Source organism: Paenibacillus woosongensis, from assembly GCF_009725165.1.
GTDB classification, from domain to species: domain Bacteria; phylum Bacillota; class Bacilli; order Paenibacillales; family Paenibacillaceae; genus Fontibacillus; species Fontibacillus woosongensis.
Genome location: NZ_WNZW01000008.1, coordinates 107,787 through 124,672, shown reverse-complemented (window position 1 = coordinate 124,672; position 16,886 = coordinate 107,787). Strand labels below are relative to the sequence as shown.

The following is a 16,886-nucleotide window of genomic DNA, read 5'->3' as shown; positions in this document are numbered from 1 at the left end:
CTGTGAAAAAGCACCTGCGTTAAATGTAAAACATGCAGTTAGTTTGCCTGAATTGAGCTCATTCGTCGAAAAAGCTTGAAACTAGATGCAGGTTTTGCAGATAGTCCCTTCTGACACGCCAAGGCCGATGAGCTAACTGTATGAATTACATCTAGTTACCTTAACCTGACCGTCTAGGAACAATCACCATCCAGTAGTTGTATTTTAATTTATTGAATAATCTGGACGCCTAAAAAATACAAAGAGCCTTCGCCGCAATGTTCTGCAGCGAAGGCTCTTTTGTCTGCCTATATTTTGAACAAATCGTCGACCTTCACCGGTTGACCGGTACGGATCGAGCGGTTGGCGGCAATGCCCGTCATGATGGACATGGCGCCGTCGATATGGGAGGCAGCGCGGTTGAAGCGGTCCTCCTGCTTTTTGTCGAAGATGTCGCGCAGCATGACCGGATCGCCGCCACCGTGGCCGCCGGAGGCCTGCTCGACCTGGACTTTGTAAGGCTCGGCAAAGTGAGGATAGATCGTGATGTCCATGCCCTCCAGCGCGCCTTCGTTTTCTTTCTTGCCGCCGGAATTGACGTAGGATTGCTCGGTAACCCGTACCTCCATGCGCCCTTTCGTGCCGTTGAACACAATAATGAAGCCTTCCCACGGCAAGTAGGCGTTCAGGGAATAGTTCATGACGGTTTTATTTTTGTATTTCACCATGACGCTCATCGTATCTTCGATGCTGATGTTATCTCCGAACACGCTTTGGTCGCGCTGATACCCGTCCTCATGCTCGGCATCGAGGTACAGGCTCTTTAAGTGCTCATTACGGTCGAGGTGCAGGGCAAAAGGATCGTTCTCAGCCGCTTTACTGCCATAGGCGCGCTGATAGAACTCGGTAACTCCGCGTTTCTCGGCATTTTCCTTGCCGTAGAAGCGCAGGTCACCCATGGCGAATACGGTATCCGGCTTGGAATCCAGCCAGAAATTCATCAGGTCGAAATGATGTGTAGATTTATGCACGAGCAGTCCGCCGCTGTTGCGTTTGTCGCGATGCCATCTGCGGAAATAGTCGGCTCCGTGCTGGGTGTTCAGCAGCCATTCGAAATTGACGGAGAGAATTTCGCCCAGCGCTCCGTCCATAATGACTTCGCGGATTTTCGTGTTATGAGGAGCATAGCGGTAGTTAAACGTCACGCGCAGATCACGGCCCGTCCGTTCGATGGCGTCGAAGATTTCCTGGCATTTCTCCTCGTCCACGGTCATCGGCTTCTCGGAAATGACGTCACAGCCCAGTTCCATGGCCCGAACGATATATTTATGGTGCGTGCGGTCGATCGTGCATACCAGTACGTAATCCGGCTTCGTTTCCTCAATCATCCGGTCAAAGTCTTCCGCTTTGTATGTTGGTACTTCATGATAGTTGTATTTGTCCTTCAACAGCTTGTTCGTGTAGTTCATTCTCGTCTGGTTGACGTCGCAAATGGCTACCAGCTCCGAGGTTTCCTTATACGTAGTAATCAGCTCACTATAGAAAAATTCAGCCCGGCCTCCGACACCTACGATGACATATTTCTTCTTGGACAAGGTGATCACTCCATTTACATTGGTTTGAATCTATCTTATAGTATATGAAATGCAAAAATCTAAGCTTTTCTTAGTCATTTCACTAAAAAGTATGCATATATTATCCTAAAATTGCGGCGAGGGATGTTCTATGAATATCGTACCTTTTTTTGATGTCGAGCAGATCAAGCGGACGGGAACATTCAATATGGATTCCGACCATTTTCATGAAAGCTACGAAATCTATTATTTGCTGGCCGGGGAGCGATATTACTATGTCAACGACCGGATATATGCCCTGCAGGTCGGCGATCTGCTGTTCATTAACAAGAACCAGCTGCACCGGACAACGAGCAAAGGCCGCTCCACTCATGAGCGGATTTTGATCAACTTTGAGGACTCATTCCTGGAGCCGCTGCTGGGGTTAGGCGTCGGCGATCTGCCGCTGTTTCAGGGAGAGAGCTTCCTGCTGCGGCCGGACGTGCACGAACAAGGGCGAATCGTCGATATTCTCCAGGATATGCTGCGAGAGCAAAGGGAAGCTGCCGCGGGTTATACGCCGTATTTGCAGGCGCTGCTGCTTCAGCTGCTTATTCTGATCGGCCGCATGCGGGAGGAGGCTACAGAGCCCGTTCTTCCGGAGTCTAGCGAGAAGCAGCGCAGGGTCTACCGCATTCTCGAATATTTGAATGCTCATTACACCGAGAGGCTGACCCTGGAAGGCATCGCCGAGCATTTCTACATTAGCGAGACGTATTTATGCCGTATTTTCAAGCAAACGACAGGGTTCACGGTGATCGAATATTTGAACTACGTGCGAATCCGCGAAGCCCAGACGCTGCTGAAGGAGACGGAGGACAAAATAACAGCTATCGCCGAGCAGACCGGCTTTGATAGCATCGCTCATTTCGGCAGGGTGTTCAAGCAGATTGCCAAGCGTTCCCCGCTGCAGTACCGCAAGCAGAACAAAGTGTAAGGCCTTGGGAACGAACTTACGCCTCAATATGCGTAAACAGTGTGCCAATAAAGTCAAAATAAAGCGAAGCCCCGGATAAATTTAAAGTGCGGCATGATCAGTCATGCCGCACTTCCTGTACAGGGAGAATCATCTCAACCATGGTGCCGAGGCCCGGTTTGCTGCGAATCCGGAAGCTGTACATATGGTTGTACATCAGCTTCAGTCTCTTGTTCGTATTAAACATGCCAACATGCTTCGTCCGCTCCTCGTCCGAATCGAGCCGGCTCCGGATTTCTGCCAGCGCTTCAGGTTCGATGCCAATGCCGTTGTCGATAACAGTGATGCGCAGCCGCTCTTCCTGACGGACAAGCTTCACCTTGATCAATCCGGGACCATCCTTCTCTTTAATGCCATGGTAGATGCTGTTCTCAAGAAGCGGCTGCAGGAGCAGCTTCATCGTAAACAGCTGTGTAATCTCCTCCTCATACTCAAAGATGACGTCGAACTTATCTTTATATCGCTTCTTCTGAATATTGACATAGCTGACGGCATTGGCGATTTCCTCCTTCCAGGTGACTGATTTTGTCGGTTCGCTGAAGGAGTAGGAGAGGATATCGGATAGATCCTCGATCATTTCGCTTGCTTTGTTAGGTTTGCCCGTCAAGGCGACCGATTCCCAATACACGGAGTGCAGGGTGTTATAAAGGAAATGCGGGTTGATTTGCGACTGCAGGGCGAGCAGCTCCATGAACTGCAGCCGGTATTTTTTCTCCAGAAGCTGGGTTCGGATATACCGGTGCTCAATAAAATGCGTAATCATATTGTGCAGAATATAGGAGTACTCGTCCCTGACTTTCCCCGGCGGCTTCAAGGGCACATGGCGGTCCTCAGCCGATTTGATCAGCATCCGGATCATTCTCAGCTGCTTGTAATTGCGGCTAACGACGTAATATGTAAGGATTAGTCCGCACACCACCGCTATCGCCACAAAGAGCACCGTGTATTTGAAAATGCGCGTCGGGGTCTTGTACAGCTCGGAATGGGGAATTGCCGATACATATTTCCACTTGTAGCGCTCCGACTCGACTTTGGTGATATTGACCAGCCCCTGCGAGGTCTTCATATCGAAGAACGCCGAGGATTGCCCTGCGATCCACTCGATGTCCTTATCCTGAAACAAGTCCCCGTGGTGGTTGGAGAAGATTACGTTGTTCTCTTCATCGAGCACAAGCAGCTGCTGCCCCTCATAAGTTGTAATGTCATCGAGAATGCTCTCGATGTATTTCGGGCGGATGTTGAGAATAATCCCGATCTTCTGCGGCACCAGTACGTTATAGAACGTCACGATTGCCGTAGGATTCGTCTCGAAATCATAGAAGCGGATATTCCTCCGCACAGTCCACTTTGTAGGCGGTCCACTGTAGGCCATGAACTGCTCATACCAGGCCGTATCGTAATAATGATCCAGCGTCACCAGGCCGTCGACGGAGGAGAGGAAACGCTGGTTCGGATTATCGACATATAGATAGAAGGATTGAATATAAGGCTTGGAGCTGGTAAAAGCATTCAAGAAGCTGGAAATGATCCGGTTGGACGTTGAACTCTCGTAGGTATAGTACGGATTGACCAGCACAGCGGACAACTCGTTAAAAATTTCTTTATTGTCATAGAGCGCCAAATACAGCGTATCCAGCTCATTTAGAATCATCTCCAGCTGGGTCTGCGACTGCTGCAGCAGAAAGCTGCTGTTCTGATTAATATCGGCCTTGATGTCATGCTGCGACGTCACCGTCGACAAGGCGCCGAAAATGACGATCGGAACAAGCAGCGGTATGAGAAAGGTTGCCAGATGCTTGATGAAATACTTCTCCCTCATGGTGCGACCGGGCCATTCCTATACTCGCTTGGCGTTTTGCCATAATAGCTTTTGAAGGTGCGTGTAAAATTTTTGGCATTGCTGTAGCCGACCATTTCGCTAATTTCATACGTCTTGTAGCTGACGTCCTGCAGTAAATGAACCGCGACCTCCATTTTGGTTCTTATCAAATAATCAGAGAAGTTCTGTCCCGTCTTTTGCTTGAAAAAGAAGCTGAGATAGTTGGCGTTCATATGGACAAGCCGCGCTACCTCTTCCAGGGAAGCGTCCTTATAGTTTTCTTTGACATAGGATTTTATTTTATGAATGATCAGGCTTTCGTCGTTTCTAGGCTGCTCCTCGGCCGGCTGCGTCTCCAGCCTTGCTTGTTCAGCTTCAAGCTCCGCCTTGATTTCGAGGAATACCTCCATAAGCACATTGTATTTGGCGGGCTTGAGCACATAGTTTTTCACACGGTAGTGCAGCGCCTTTTGAGCGTACTCAAAGTCCCGGTAACCGCTGATAAAGACAGTCTTGATGTGCCGATGGTTGATGTACAGCTGCTCCGCCAATTCGACGCCAGACATGACTGGCATTTTGATATCGGTAAGGACCACCTCGACGTGATCATTCTCCGAGATGAACTGCAGCGCTTCTTGTCCGTTATTGACTTGGCCGACGACCTCGAATCCAACCTCACCCCATGGAAAATAGCTCGACAAGGCTTCACGCGTCTCGGCCTCATCATCAACAATCAACAGATTATACATGTTCCACCCCACACGCATGTTGTTATCGCTTCCATTTGCATTATAGCAGATTGGAAGGTTTACGATGTAAGCGATTTAACAAGCGGGGTCTATGATCTGTAAAAATGATACATTTCACAACAAGAGGATACCTTTGCCGGCAAAGAACGCATTTAATGATACCTTTTTCTAAGATCAGCTACCTTAAAAAATCCTGGCGGGAGGTCTATAATTAAAAGCGCTTACATCAATTGCTCAAAAGGAGAATGCATGATGAAGAGAAATAAAGTAGGGGCGTTATTTATTGCTGTTGCACTCATCTTGTCAATGCTGAGCGGATGCTCCTCGGGAAATGGTGACTCCGCAAATCAAGGGAACACTTCCGAGGGGAAACAAGCCTCCGCTGATGGAAAAGTCACCTTGCGCTTTAGCTGGTGGGGCGGGGAGGATCGCCATGCGGCTACGCTGGCAGCGATCGAGGCGTATAAGCAGGTTGCGCCAAACGTAACGATCGAAGCGGAGTACCAGGGCTTCGACGGTTATGAACAGAAGATCAAAACCCAGCTGTCGGGCGGAACGTCTGCGGACATTATACAGCTTGACCTTCCGTGGCTGCAGGAGCTGACAAGTAAAGGTGACTTCTTTATCGATTTGAAGGAGCATTCCGATTTTGATGCTTCCGGCTTCGACCAGAATTTCCTCAGCAATTTCGGGGTATACGGCGACAAGCTGGTGGCGGTTCCGACTGGCGTCAATGCTTACTGCATGATCATCAACAAGACGCTTGCGGACAAGCTCGGTATTCCGAGCGATGCGCAGTGGGATTGGGAAACTATTTATGAAGCAGGGAAGAAGCTGCATGCCGAAGACAGCTCCAAATATCTTCTGCTGGCTGACCATGCGGCTCTGCGTCAGGATATCGTCACAATGCTGAAGCAGCGTACAGGCAGCCAATGGGTCAATGAAGATTATACGGTTGGCTTCAGCAAAGAAGACGCGGTAGCCAGCTTTGACTGGCTCCATAGAGCGATGGAGGCCGGCGTGTACCAGCCGATCGGGGAAAGCGATCTGTTCTTTGGCAAAATTGATCAGAATCCGAAATGGATCAACCAGGAAATCCCGCTGGCACCTTCGATGAGCAGTACGCTGTTGTCGCTGAAGAACGTGCTGCCTGAGGATGTTGAAATCGTAACGGGCCTGCCGGTCATCGCCAAGGATGCCAAGGATACGGGCGTACTGGTAAGACCTTCGCAGCTGTTCGCTATTAGCAACAAGAGCAAGCATCAGGATGAGGCCGTTAAATTCCTGAACTGGTTCATGAATGATCCGGAGGCTGCCGCAATTCTCGGTGACGTGCGTTCCGTTCCGCCGGTGAAGTCTTCACAAGAGGCGGCCGTCGCAGCAGGCAAAATTGATGCGGCCATCACGAATGCAGTTGAGCTCGGACTGAGCCATGCCGGCATCGTAGATAACAGCGTCGCGAACAACTCTGAGGTGCAAAAGGTGCTTGAGGACGTCATTCAAAAGGTCAGCTATGGTAAAGCAACGCCAGAGCAAGCCGCAGACGAGCTCATCGCCAGTCTGACTTCCAAACTGAACGAGATCAAAGCCAGACAATAAAACAAAATAGAGCTTTAAAGGATAGGAAGGGAGAGAGTCCGCTATGTCTGCATCACATTCGGTATTGGCCAAGGCTCAGAAGAAAACGCGACAGAAGGTAAAAGCCAAGAAAAACTATCAGTACATCGGACTGTTATACATCGCACCATGGATTATCGGTTTGCTTATCTTTCAGTTTTATCCGTTTCTGTCATCTTTGTACTATTCGTTTACGGATTATAACATGGTCAGCACGCCTAAATTTATCGGCTTAGATAACTATAAAAAGATCTTTACGGCCGACCCTGACTTTTACCAGTCTCTGAAGGTTACGGGAATTTACGTACTGCTCGCGGTGCCAGTTAAATTGGCCTTCGCGCTATTCATTGCGATGCTGCTCAGCGCTAAGCTGAAAGGGATTAATTTCTTCAGAACGGTCTATTATTTACCCTCGATTCTGGGCGGGAGCGTAGCGATTTCCGTACTGTGGCGCTTCCTCTTTATGAAAGAAGGGGTCATCAACAATATGCTGGGCTATCTCCATATCGGTCCGGTTGACTGGCTCGGAAGCCCGGATATAGCTCTTTATACGCTAGGGCTGCTGACCGTTTGGCAATTCGGTTCGTCAATGGTGCTGTTCCTGGCAGGAATTCAACAAATACCGGGCGACTTGTACGAGGCGGGAGCGATCGACGGAGCGTCGAAGCCGCGTATGTTCTTCAAAATCACGGTGCCGCTGCTTACGCCAATCGTATTGTTCAACCTGGTCATGCAGATGGTCAATGCCTTTCAGGAGTTTACCGGAGCCTTCGTCATTACAAACGGCGGGCCAATGAAATCGACCTTCCTGTACGCTTTGAAGCTCTATGAAGAAGCCTTTAGCTTCTTCAAGATGGGGTACGCCTCGGCTTTATCCTGGATTTTGTTCATCATTATCATGACGGTTACCGCCGTGATCTTCAAAACATCCAATAGCTGGGTATATTACGAGGACGGGAGAGGATAAATCATGAGAGAAACCAGCAGCAAGACAAACACCATGCTTAATTATAGTTTTCTGATCGTCCTCGGCTTCATTATGGTATACCCGCTCATTTGGCTGTTTGCTTCTTCGTTCAAGACAAACGCCGATATATTCGGCTCCAGCAAGCTGCTGCCGACGACCTATGTATGGGATTCCTACGCTCTGGGCTGGCAGGGAACGGGGCAGTATGGCTTTCAGGATTTCTTCATTAACACTTTGATTCTGGTTGTGCCAACGGTCATATTTACGATTATATCCAGTGTGATCGTTGCCTACGGGTTTGCCAGATTCGAGTTTCCGCTAAAAACAATGCTGTTCTCGATTATGATTGCGACCTTGATGCTTCCAAATGCCTCGATCATGATCCCGCGGTATATCTTGTTTAACAAAATGAACTGGCTCGATACGTACTTGCCGTTTATCATTCCAGCGGCATTCGCTACAGGCGCTTTCTTCGTCTATATGATGATTCAGTTCTTGCGCGGCCTTCCCCGGGATCTGGACGAGGCGGCCACCATCGACGGCTGCAACTCGTTTACCGTGCTGAGCCGGGTGCTGCTGCCGCTGTGCAAGCCGGCGATTTTCTCGGTAGGCATATTCCAGTTCATGTGGACGTGGAATGACTTCTTCAACTCGATCATCTACATTAGCAGCGTCAAGAAGTTTACCGTATCGCTGGGGCTCCGGCTGTCGCTGGACGCTTCGTCGGCCGTGTCCTGGAACCAGGTGCTGGCGATGTCCGTTGTAAGCATCGTGCCATGCATCCTGCTGTTCTTCTTCGCTCAGAAATATTTCGTGGAAGGTATATCGACCACGGGCTTAAAGGGCTAACATCTGCCAAATGGATTTCAAGAACCCCAATTCTATAAATCCAACAGAAGAACCTCGCCTAAGGCGAGGTTCTTCTGTTTATGATGGGCTGCAGTTATCGAGGAATTGCTGAATCAGCCTGTTTAATGATCCTGCTTCTTTAGTTGGGATTTGATGACTCACTTGTGGAATAAATACGAGCTCATTGTTGGGCAATTGCTGCTGAAGCAGCCGGGCGTACCGGTAGAAATGCTTGTCCTTCTCTCCGTAAACCAACAAAACAGGGTGGGGGATTTGCCCTAACTGGGCTGTACAATTATACCCCAGGCTATATTGATAATATTGTTTGGCGTTTTTGGAATTCCCCTTCTTGGCATCGATATATAATCGCCGCATCAGGGACAGCTTCATTCTCGCTTGCCTCCAAGCGATAGTCAGAGCCAAGGCGCCTACCGCACCGACACGGGAGAAGACAGAAGCGAGAAATATTCTGTTCCTTAGCTTCCTGTCGCTTACCTCCGACATACCACCGATGATAATGCCGCCCAATGCGCGATCAGGATAGGTTAACAGGAATTCAAGCACAATGGAGCCGCCTGTGGAGTAGCCGCACAGACAGGCCTTCTCTATTGTCAGCTCATCCATCAGCTTCTTGATATCCTCTGCTATTAAACGATAAGTGAGGCTCGCCTCAGACGGCCCGCTGCGGCCGTGGCCTCGAATATCGAAAGCGACGGTCCGAAACTGGCCTGACAATTGCTGGATTTGGTATTGAAAATTTGTGCTTGTCAGCACAGGGGGATGAATGAAAACGATAGCTGTTCCTTTGCCGCGATCAATGTAATGCATCCTGTACCCATTTATCACGGATTCGGGCATGAGTAATCACCGCCGTTTTTATAATCGTTCGAGCTTAATGTTGCTTCATTTTCACCTAGCTATTCATAGATCATCATTTCCGTAACAGAACCGATCCCGTCTTACTTCGTCTCATGTCATGATGAGGATGCTTTTTGCATCGTATCTTCATAAATCCCTCATTCAAACTTCATGCAAACCGGAGTGAGAGCATGGTAATATCTATTACAGAACTTAGATTAAGTCTAAATACAATAACAAATTGAAGGGTGATATAGATGACGAATTGGATGACAACGAATCATGGTGCTCCTGTAGGAGATAACCAGAACTCAAGAACGGCCGGGCAGAATGGGCCTACATTGCTGGAAGATTATCATTTGCTTGAGAAGCTGGCGCATTTCGACCGCGAGCGCATCCCTGAGCGCGTCGTTCACGCCCGGGGTGCTGGAGCGCATGGGGTGTTCGTGACGGAGAGCAGTATGGCCCCCTATACGCGAGCTCATTTCCTGCAGGAGGCCGGTAGACAGACTCCGGTGTTCGTCCGGTTCTCGACGGTTATTCATGGTCAGGGATCGCCGGAGACGGCCCGCGACCCAAGGGGGTTTGCTGTAAAGTTCTATACTGAGGAAGGAAACTATGATCTCGTGGGCAACCATTTGCCGGTATTCTTCATTCGCGATGCGATCAAGTTCCCGGATATGGTTCATTCCCTGAAGCCTGCACCGGATACAAACATCCAGGATCCCGCCCGTTACTGGGATTTCATGACGCTGTCTACGGAATCTACGCATATGATGACCTGGCTGTTCTCTGATCACGGGACTCCGGCCAACTATCGCCAAATGGACGGCTTCGGCGTACACGCCTTCAAATGGGTAAATGCCGCAGGCAAAGTGACTTACGTAAAATATACATGGAAGTCGAAACAGGGCGTCGCTACCTTCTCCGCAGCCGAAGTCGGCGAAGTGCAAGGCCGGGATTTTAACCATGCGACCCGCGACCTGTACGACCATATTCAGCGGGGCCAATTCCCGCAGTGGGAACTGCATGTGCAGTTAATGCCTGTAGAGGATCTGGACCGCTGGAGCTTCGACCCGCTCGACCCTACGAAAGTATGGCCGGAGGACAGCTATCCGCTGGTAAAGGTCGGTACAATGACGCTGAACCGGAATCCGGATAACTTCTTCGCCGAAGTAGAGCAGTCCGCATTCTCGCCGAGTATACTTGTTCCGGGCATTGAGCCGTCCGAGGATAAGCTGCTGCAGGGCAGACTGTTCTCCTACCCGGATACCCAGCGTTACCGCTTGGGGGCCAATTATCTGCAAATTCCGGTCAACTGCCCTTATGCTCCGGTGCGTAATCACCAAAGAGACGGGCTTATGAACGTGAAGCAGGATCCTTCCCCGATTAACTACGAGCCGAACAGCTTCGATGATAGTCCGAAGGAAGCGCCGGCTTACCGCGAGAGCGTAATGCCGGTATCCGGCCAAGCAGGCCGTGAGCGCATCGCCAAGACGGACGATTTCACGCAAGCGGGGGAACTGTATCGCAGCTTCACGGCGGAGGAGAAGAACAATCTGATTCTGAATCTGGTTAGCGATCTGAGCCAGACCCCAGAGCAGACTCAGCTTCGTGCCGTATGCAACTTCTTCCGCGCAGATGCGGAGTATGGCATGCGCGTGGCCCAAGGGCTTGGCGTAGATATTAGCGGTTTTATGCCGAAAGAGTCTTAATTCCGTCTTCATGCCTTCATATACTGAGACTGATCCCATGCCGCGGCGGGGGCCAGTCTCTTTTTGTTAGTCGTATCATTGAGAAAACTATACATATCCTGGATAATATGAATTAGGAATATTGCTGAAGAAGGGACTGAGGGAATGAATGAACCAAGGCAGCCTCTAATTTCGATCCGGGATTTACGCATGAAGTTCGAGGAGAAGTATGTGCTTAACGGGATTGATCTGGAGGTTTATCCGGGACAGATTATCGGATACATTGGACCTAACGGGGCAGGCAAGAGCACAACGGTGAAAATCATGCTTGGCCTGGTGGACGGCTATGACGGGGAAGTGCGCGTGCTTGGCCAAAGTCCGAAGGACGGGGATGTGGAATATAAGCGCAAAATCGGCTATGTGCCCGAAATTGCCGAAATGTACGACACGCTGACAGCCCGGGAATATTTAACGTTTATTGGGGAGCTGTACGGGCTGACGGCGGAGGATGCGGAGAGGAAAGGGCGGAGACTGCTGGAACAGCTAGGCCTCGGCCATGTGCTGGATACGCGAATCGCGACATTCTCCAAGGGGATGAAGCAGAAGGTGCTCATCACCTCCAGCCTGCTGCACAACCCGGATATTCTGTTTCTGGACGAGCCGCTGAGCGGCCTGGATGCAAACAGCGTGATGGTGGTCAAGGAGCTGCTGGCGATTCTAGCTGCTAATGGAAAGACGATTTTCTACTCCTCGCATATTATGGAGGTTGTTGAGAAGATCAGCAGCCGGATCATCCTGCTCGACGGCGGGCGCATCGTGGCCGACGGCACGTTTGAAGAGCTGAAGGAGCGCAGCCAGGAGGGCTCGCTGGAGCAAATATTCAACCAACTGACTGGATTCAACGAGCATCGGGCGATCGCGGAACAGTTCGTAAGCATTGTCCAAGAGGTGTAGCGGATGAAAAATTACAAATCATTGCTCGTCTTGGACCGTTTTCGCGGCCTGTTCGAGAAGGCCGGTGTGGACTATGCCGTCATGAGGCATATTTTACAGGTGAAGCTGATGATGGATGCCCGCAGAGTGCCTACCTTTATGAACAATAGGAAAGGGAAGAAATCCCCCGACCGGGAGGACGCGAAGGACAGCAACAATTTCCTCAGCTCCTTATGGATTTACGGCATATTCGGCGCCTTCAGCACACCGTTCATTCTGCTTGGCGATAATTATATTTTTCAAATGAGCCTGTTGTTCGGCATTTTTATGTTTATGACGCTTACGGCGCTAATTTCTGATTTCTCCTCCGTGCTGCTCGATGTCCGGGACCGGAATATTCTTGGCACGAAACCGATCAACAGGAAGACGATTTCGATGGCGAAGACCGTCCATGTGTTCATCTACATGGTGTTTCTGACGGGCGCTCTCGGCAATATTCCGCTTATTGTCGGTCTGTTGAAGCATGGCGTGGTGTTCTTTATCGTGTTTCTGCTGGCTTTAATCCTTATGGATCTTTTTGTCGTCGTACTCACCGCGATGCTATATGTTGTGGTTCTGCGGTTTTTCGACGGCGAGAAGCTGAAGGACATGATCAATTATGTGCAAATCGGCCTTACGATTGCGATTACGATCGGCTACCAGCTGCTCATCCGGCTGTTTAATATCGTAAATCTCGATGTGGTGTTCCAGCCGAAATGGTGGCAGATTTTTATCGTGCCGATCTGGTTTGGCGCTCCGTTTGAGGTGCTTCTGCAAGGGAATCGCGATCCGCTGTTTATTTTCTTTACGCTGCTTGGCCTGCTGGTGCCGATCTTGGCCATTGCCATGTATATTAAGCTGATGCCGCTGCTGGAGCGAAATCTTCAGAAGCTGGCCGATCCAGGCGAGCGCAGCGATAAGGCCGGAGCCGGGTGGAGCAGATTCATCGCAAGGCTTCTTCCCGTAGGCCCGCAGGAGAAAGCCTTCTTTCGTTTTGCGTGGACGATGATCGGCAATGAGCGTGAATTTAAGCTGAAGGTGTACCCTTCTTTAGGCTTCTCGCTTATCTTCCCTTTTATATTCATATTTACGCAGTTGAAGGATATCGGCTTGCGCGGGCTCCCTGGCACGAAGCTGCATCTGTTCATTTATTCCTGCGCGCTGCTTGTCCCGACGGTGATTATGATGCTGCGTTATTCGGGCAAGTATAAGGCGGCCTGGATTTACCATACCGTTCCGGTTGCCGAACGATCCGCCATCCATAGAGGAACGGTTTTGGCGGCGCTGATTCGTTTGGTTTTTCCGGTTTATATGCTGGAAAGCGTCATTTTTGTCTTCTTGTTTGGCCCAGCCATCATTCTGGATTTGATCGTGTTCGGCTTGGTCATTATGTTCTTCTCGGTCGTTTCGTTCGCCTTTCTATCCAAGGTGCTTCCTTTCTCCCAGCCCTTCGAGGCTGCCCAGCAAAGCGAAGGCCTGCGTGTATTCATGCTGATGCTGCTGATCGCTGTGCTCGGTGGCATCCACCTGGCAGCTGCTTCCGTAAGTTATGGTGTTTATATATATTTGGTTATTTTGCTTATACTAAATGCAGTGACCTGGAGCCGGGTATTCTCATCATCGAAAGCTAAATAGGAGGCTTGTATTTAACCATGGTATATGAAGCGAAAGCAGCAAGGCAGGAAGGGCCGAGAATCCGCCGTGAGAAGGAGACTGTCGCCCACATGATGCTTATATATTGCCAAGGCGTGCATCTGGAAGCGGAGAAGCGCCATTCGGTCATAGACAAGGGAAAGAAACGGATGAAGGTTGCGGACAAAAACAACCCTGCCAAACGGACCCTGTTATGCGAGGATTGCTACGCCTTGTACAATTACAGTCAAAAGCGTCTGACTTACTGCCGCTTTGGCGAGGAGAAGGCGACCTGTGCCAGCTGCCCGGTTCACTGCTACGCACCGCAGGAACAGGAGGAGATCAGGCGGGTGATGCGCTATGCCGGGGCTCGAATGCTGTTCAGGCATCCCTGGCTCGCTTTCCGCCATGTCCTCGACGGCAGAACCAGCCGCAGTATCTAGACTGCTGCCATGCATCGCAGCACCGCATGGCCGGGGCTTACAGCGCCTTCCCGGCATGACGCGGATGCACTGGCTCGTCAAAATGGAACAGCCACCCCAATATGCAGCAATGCTGCGAGGGGTGGCTGTTGATATTTATAGATATGAGTTTATTAGTGCTTAATTTCAGGAAGAGGCATGAACAGAATGGAAAATGGCAAGTTGCTTCCTGCGGACGGTGTCGTCCAAATTTCAACAATTTCTTCAGAATCTCCAGTACGGTGCAGCACGCTGGTCTGGCTGGAAACATTGTCTTTGCCTGTATGGGAGAAGCTGACCAGGTTGCCGTTGATCAGGGCAGCTCCCATGTACAATCCTCCGCGCGGATTAAACGTGATAAGCGTGCGAGGAGCTACGCGGAGCTTGATTTTATAGATAACGCCGTAGTTGCCCGCATTGACGCTGGATACGCCCAGCACCGTGTCCGTCCCGATCTGGAAAGGATCGGCGGAATTATCCGTCAAGGACAGGCGGTAGTTCTTGCCGCCGCCGATCGTTTCGTAATGCTCGAATACCCGCGTGGAATCCGTAAATGTGCCGCGCATGACCGATTGAATCGGGTCGAGCACCGGCAGCGTGTCTACAACCGCGAGCGGGTCTTGCCCGTCCTTGACGAAGACACTGGTGTATTCAATTGGCGAATCACTATAAAGATCGCCTAGGAAGGAGATCGTCTCCTGCGGCTTCAGCGCGAGCTTAATCATGTCATCGAAGATGATTTTGCTCTCGCCGGGAGCCAGCGTGATCGTTTGCTTCTTGCTGTCATTCTTGTAATTCTCAAAATATCGGGCGACGGATTTCGTCCCGGTAATTTCCGCATAAATATCCGGGCCGGCCATGCCTGAGGTGATGACCTCCAGATTGGCCGGTACCTCGTTGATATTTTTGGCGATAATGTAGACTTTGCCCTTCTCTTCGGTTTTATTGACATGGTGCGTCATGAAACGTGTAAGGCCGCTAATCGTATCCCGGTACAGCACGCCTTCGGAGTACACAGGCTCAGGGCCATTATCCTTGAATAGCGTGTACGGCTCCGTTGAATAAGTGTAGGTGAGCCGTTCGTAGCCAAGGGCTTCTCCGCCGTTGATCGTAAAGTTGCTGCCGATCGGGGTGAAGAGCTTGGAGAACTCATCCTTCGTATACAGCGTCTCTGTCGTAATATTGATCGTATGCTCAATTTTTGAGGATGCCCCGTCGTTGTCCGTAACGATCAATTGGATAATAACTGGCCCCGGCGTAAAGAAGGCCGGATAGTTGTTCATCCATTGCCGGTCGGCGATCTCGCCGTCTTCGTCATAGCTCAGGTCGGTAATCGTAATCGGTTCGCCCATCTTGTATTGGTCCTTGTCCGTCTTGAACTGGGCTACAGGAGGAACGTTCGGATTAGCGACGACGATCGTCCGGACATAAGGATCGCTCCACTCTCCATTAGCATCCTGGACGGAATAGGAAACCGTGTAAGTGCCTGCTGATGCAAAGATGTCCTGCCGTCCTTCCCATCTCTCATCGACGATGGGCACGCCTTTAGGGGAGGAGGACTTCGTTTGATAGAGCACCGTCGTTTCACCGGCTATAATTTTGTCGTTCAGCACGGTAAAGGAAGCAACGGGTTTGGTGGACAACTGCATGATGACTTTTTTGCCCTCTACTTTATAAGAAATGTTGAGGGCCTGGGTGATGGAGGTGAGCGGCACCATGAACACGTTATTGTCCTGGTAGCTGGCGCCCTTCATCGTCATCGATTTGCCGTTTACGCGGTAGGTCTTGCTGTCGGTCTTGAAGCGGAGTTCGTCCTCTCCGTATTTGATAATTGTCTCCTTCGTCTTCGAGTCATAAGCGATTTGATAGCCGACCCGGTCGACCAGGGAGCGAATGCTGACATAGGATACGCCGTCCTTCACGGTCATGGGCTGGGAAGAGGTATATTCCTGGCCGTCCTGCTCCATGCGCGTGCTGTTCATATAAAGAATCAGCTGGCCACCTCCGCTTGGCGGGGCAGCTGGGTTATCAGCCGCAGTGTCGGATGGACTACCCGGCACGGATGTATCTGGCGTAGAATGTCCTGATGCTGAATCGCCTGCCGGCTGATCCGATGCGGGAGCTTCAGGAACTTGCGGTTCGGTTGAACCTTCGTTAGTATTGCCGGCTTCGGTATTGCCCGGTACAGTCGCGTCTGCCGGACTTTGTGCCGGAACGCCGTTCGAATCTGTAGAGCCAGCGGCTACCGCATTTGTTAAAGTATGTACCTGATGGCTTGGCAGGTTCTCCTCCTGGACGACTGAACCATAAACGGGTGCCTGCGCCATAGCGGCAGGTACAGCCAGTGCGGCCTGCAAGACGAGGAGCGCAGCTGCTAGAGAAATGCTTTTCAATTTCATCTTGATATAATGACTCCTTCTATTAAATATTTGACGATTAGAATAAATGAGTACGTAGCCACTTCCAGCTTTCGGTACCTCATGTTTAGACGCTGCATAGGGATGAAAAGTTACGGTCAAAGGCAAAAGATGCAGGTTGCCGTTTTGCTCAAGAGGCCCATTCACAATATCTCCACAAATGCAAATATCTCGAAAAAACCCTGTCGTGATGCGGGTTTATGGCGTTGTCAACATACTGAGCACCGTATTATGTGATTCTTGTCACAAAACGATTACTTTTTACCCGTTTGTTTTCATAAAT

13 protein-coding genes are annotated in these 16,886 nt (G+C 50.4%); 8 read left to right on the top strand and 5 right to left on the bottom strand.

What is annotated here, in order from left to right; genetic code table 11:
• Nucleotides 1-287: 287 nt before the first annotated feature.
• Nucleotides 288-1,574 carry a Gfo/Idh/MocA family protein gene (locus GNP95_RS18055; protein ID WP_155612246.1) on the bottom strand — a complete coding sequence of 429 codons (1,287 nt, stop codon included), beginning with the start codon at nucleotides 1,572-1,574 and terminating at the stop codon, nucleotides 288-290.
• 130 nt (nucleotides 1,575-1,704) lie between these two features.
• Between GNP95_RS18055 and GNP95_RS18050 the strand changes: the two genes are divergently transcribed.
• Nucleotides 1,705-2,529: a helix-turn-helix transcriptional regulator gene (locus GNP95_RS18050; protein ID WP_155612245.1), complete on the top strand. Its 825-nt coding sequence runs from the start codon at nucleotides 1,705-1,707 to the stop codon at nucleotides 2,527-2,529.
• A 97-nt stretch (nucleotides 2,530-2,626) separates the two neighbouring features.
• Here the strand turns inward: GNP95_RS18050 and GNP95_RS18045 are convergent, their stop codons facing one another.
• Nucleotides 2,627-4,387, bottom strand: coding sequence for a cache domain-containing sensor histidine kinase (locus GNP95_RS18045; RefSeq protein WP_155612244.1), 1,761 nt, complete (start codon nucleotides 4,385-4,387; stop codon nucleotides 2,627-2,629).
• Nucleotides 4,384-5,154, bottom strand: a complete 771-nt coding sequence (locus tag GNP95_RS18040) for a response regulator transcription factor (RefSeq protein ID WP_230873896.1) — start codon at nucleotides 5,152-5,154, stop codon at nucleotides 4,384-4,386. The genes GNP95_RS18045 and GNP95_RS18040 overlap by 4 nt, the downstream gene beginning before the upstream one ends.
• Before the next feature lie 234 nt (nucleotides 5,155-5,388).
• Here GNP95_RS18040 and GNP95_RS18035 point away from each other — a divergent pair, with 234 nt between their 5' ends.
• From GNP95_RS18035 to GNP95_RS18025, 3 genes are read left to right on the top strand one after another with little or no spacing between them, the layout of a single operon-like run.
• The gene (locus GNP95_RS18035; protein ID WP_155612243.1) at nucleotides 5,389-6,735 is read left to right on the top strand and encodes an ABC transporter substrate-binding protein; all 1,347 of its coding nucleotides are present in this window, start codon (nucleotides 5,389-5,391) and stop codon (nucleotides 6,733-6,735) included.
• Nucleotides 6,736-6,778: 43 nt separating this feature from the next.
• Nucleotides 6,779-7,720, top strand: a complete 942-nt coding sequence (locus tag GNP95_RS18030) for a carbohydrate ABC transporter permease (protein WP_155612242.1) — start codon at nucleotides 6,779-6,781, stop codon at nucleotides 7,718-7,720.
• A 3-nt stretch (nucleotides 7,721-7,723) separates the two neighbouring features.
• Entirely contained in the window at nucleotides 7,724-8,569 is an 846-nt protein-coding gene (locus GNP95_RS18025) for a carbohydrate ABC transporter permease (RefSeq protein WP_155612241.1), read from the top strand.
• A gap of 78 nt (nucleotides 8,570-8,647) precedes the next feature.
• Here GNP95_RS18025 and GNP95_RS18020 read toward each other — a convergent pair whose 3' ends face one another.
• Nucleotides 8,648-9,427 carry an alpha/beta fold hydrolase gene (locus tag GNP95_RS18020; protein ID WP_155612240.1) on the bottom strand — a complete coding sequence of 260 codons (780 nt, stop codon included), beginning with the start codon at nucleotides 9,425-9,427 and terminating at the stop codon, nucleotides 8,648-8,650.
• Nucleotides 9,428-9,684: 257 nt separating this feature from the next.
• Between GNP95_RS18020 and GNP95_RS18015 the strand changes: the two genes are divergently transcribed.
• The 4 genes from GNP95_RS18015 (at nucleotide 9,685) to GNP95_RS18000 (ending at nucleotide 14,168) form a co-directional block, all read left to right on the top strand.
• Complete coding sequence (locus tag GNP95_RS18015) at nucleotides 9,685-11,142, top strand: catalase (protein WP_155612239.1); 1,458 nt, start codon at nucleotides 9,685-9,687, stop codon at nucleotides 11,140-11,142.
• 144 nt (nucleotides 11,143-11,286) lie between these two features.
• Entirely contained in the window at nucleotides 11,287-12,075 is a 789-nt protein-coding gene (locus GNP95_RS18010) for an ABC transporter ATP-binding protein (protein WP_155612238.1), read from the top strand.
• A 3-nt stretch (nucleotides 12,076-12,078) separates the two neighbouring features.
• Nucleotides 12,079-13,728, top strand: a complete 1,650-nt coding sequence (locus GNP95_RS18005; protein ID WP_155612237.1) for a hypothetical protein — start codon at nucleotides 12,079-12,081, stop codon at nucleotides 13,726-13,728.
• 17 nt (nucleotides 13,729-13,745) lie between these two features.
• Nucleotides 13,746-14,168: a nitrous oxide-stimulated promoter family protein gene (locus GNP95_RS18000; RefSeq protein WP_155612236.1), complete on the top strand. Its 423-nt coding sequence runs from the start codon at nucleotides 13,746-13,748 to the stop codon at nucleotides 14,166-14,168.
• Between the two features lie 152 nt (nucleotides 14,169-14,320).
• On the opposite strand, the gene GNP95_RS17995 is transcribed toward GNP95_RS18000, so the two are convergent.
• A complete protein-coding gene (locus GNP95_RS17995; RefSeq protein WP_155612235.1) occupies nucleotides 14,321-16,585 on the bottom strand; it encodes a stalk domain-containing protein in 2,265 nt (754 codons plus the stop codon).
• Nucleotides 16,586-16,886: the final 301 nt, after the last annotated feature.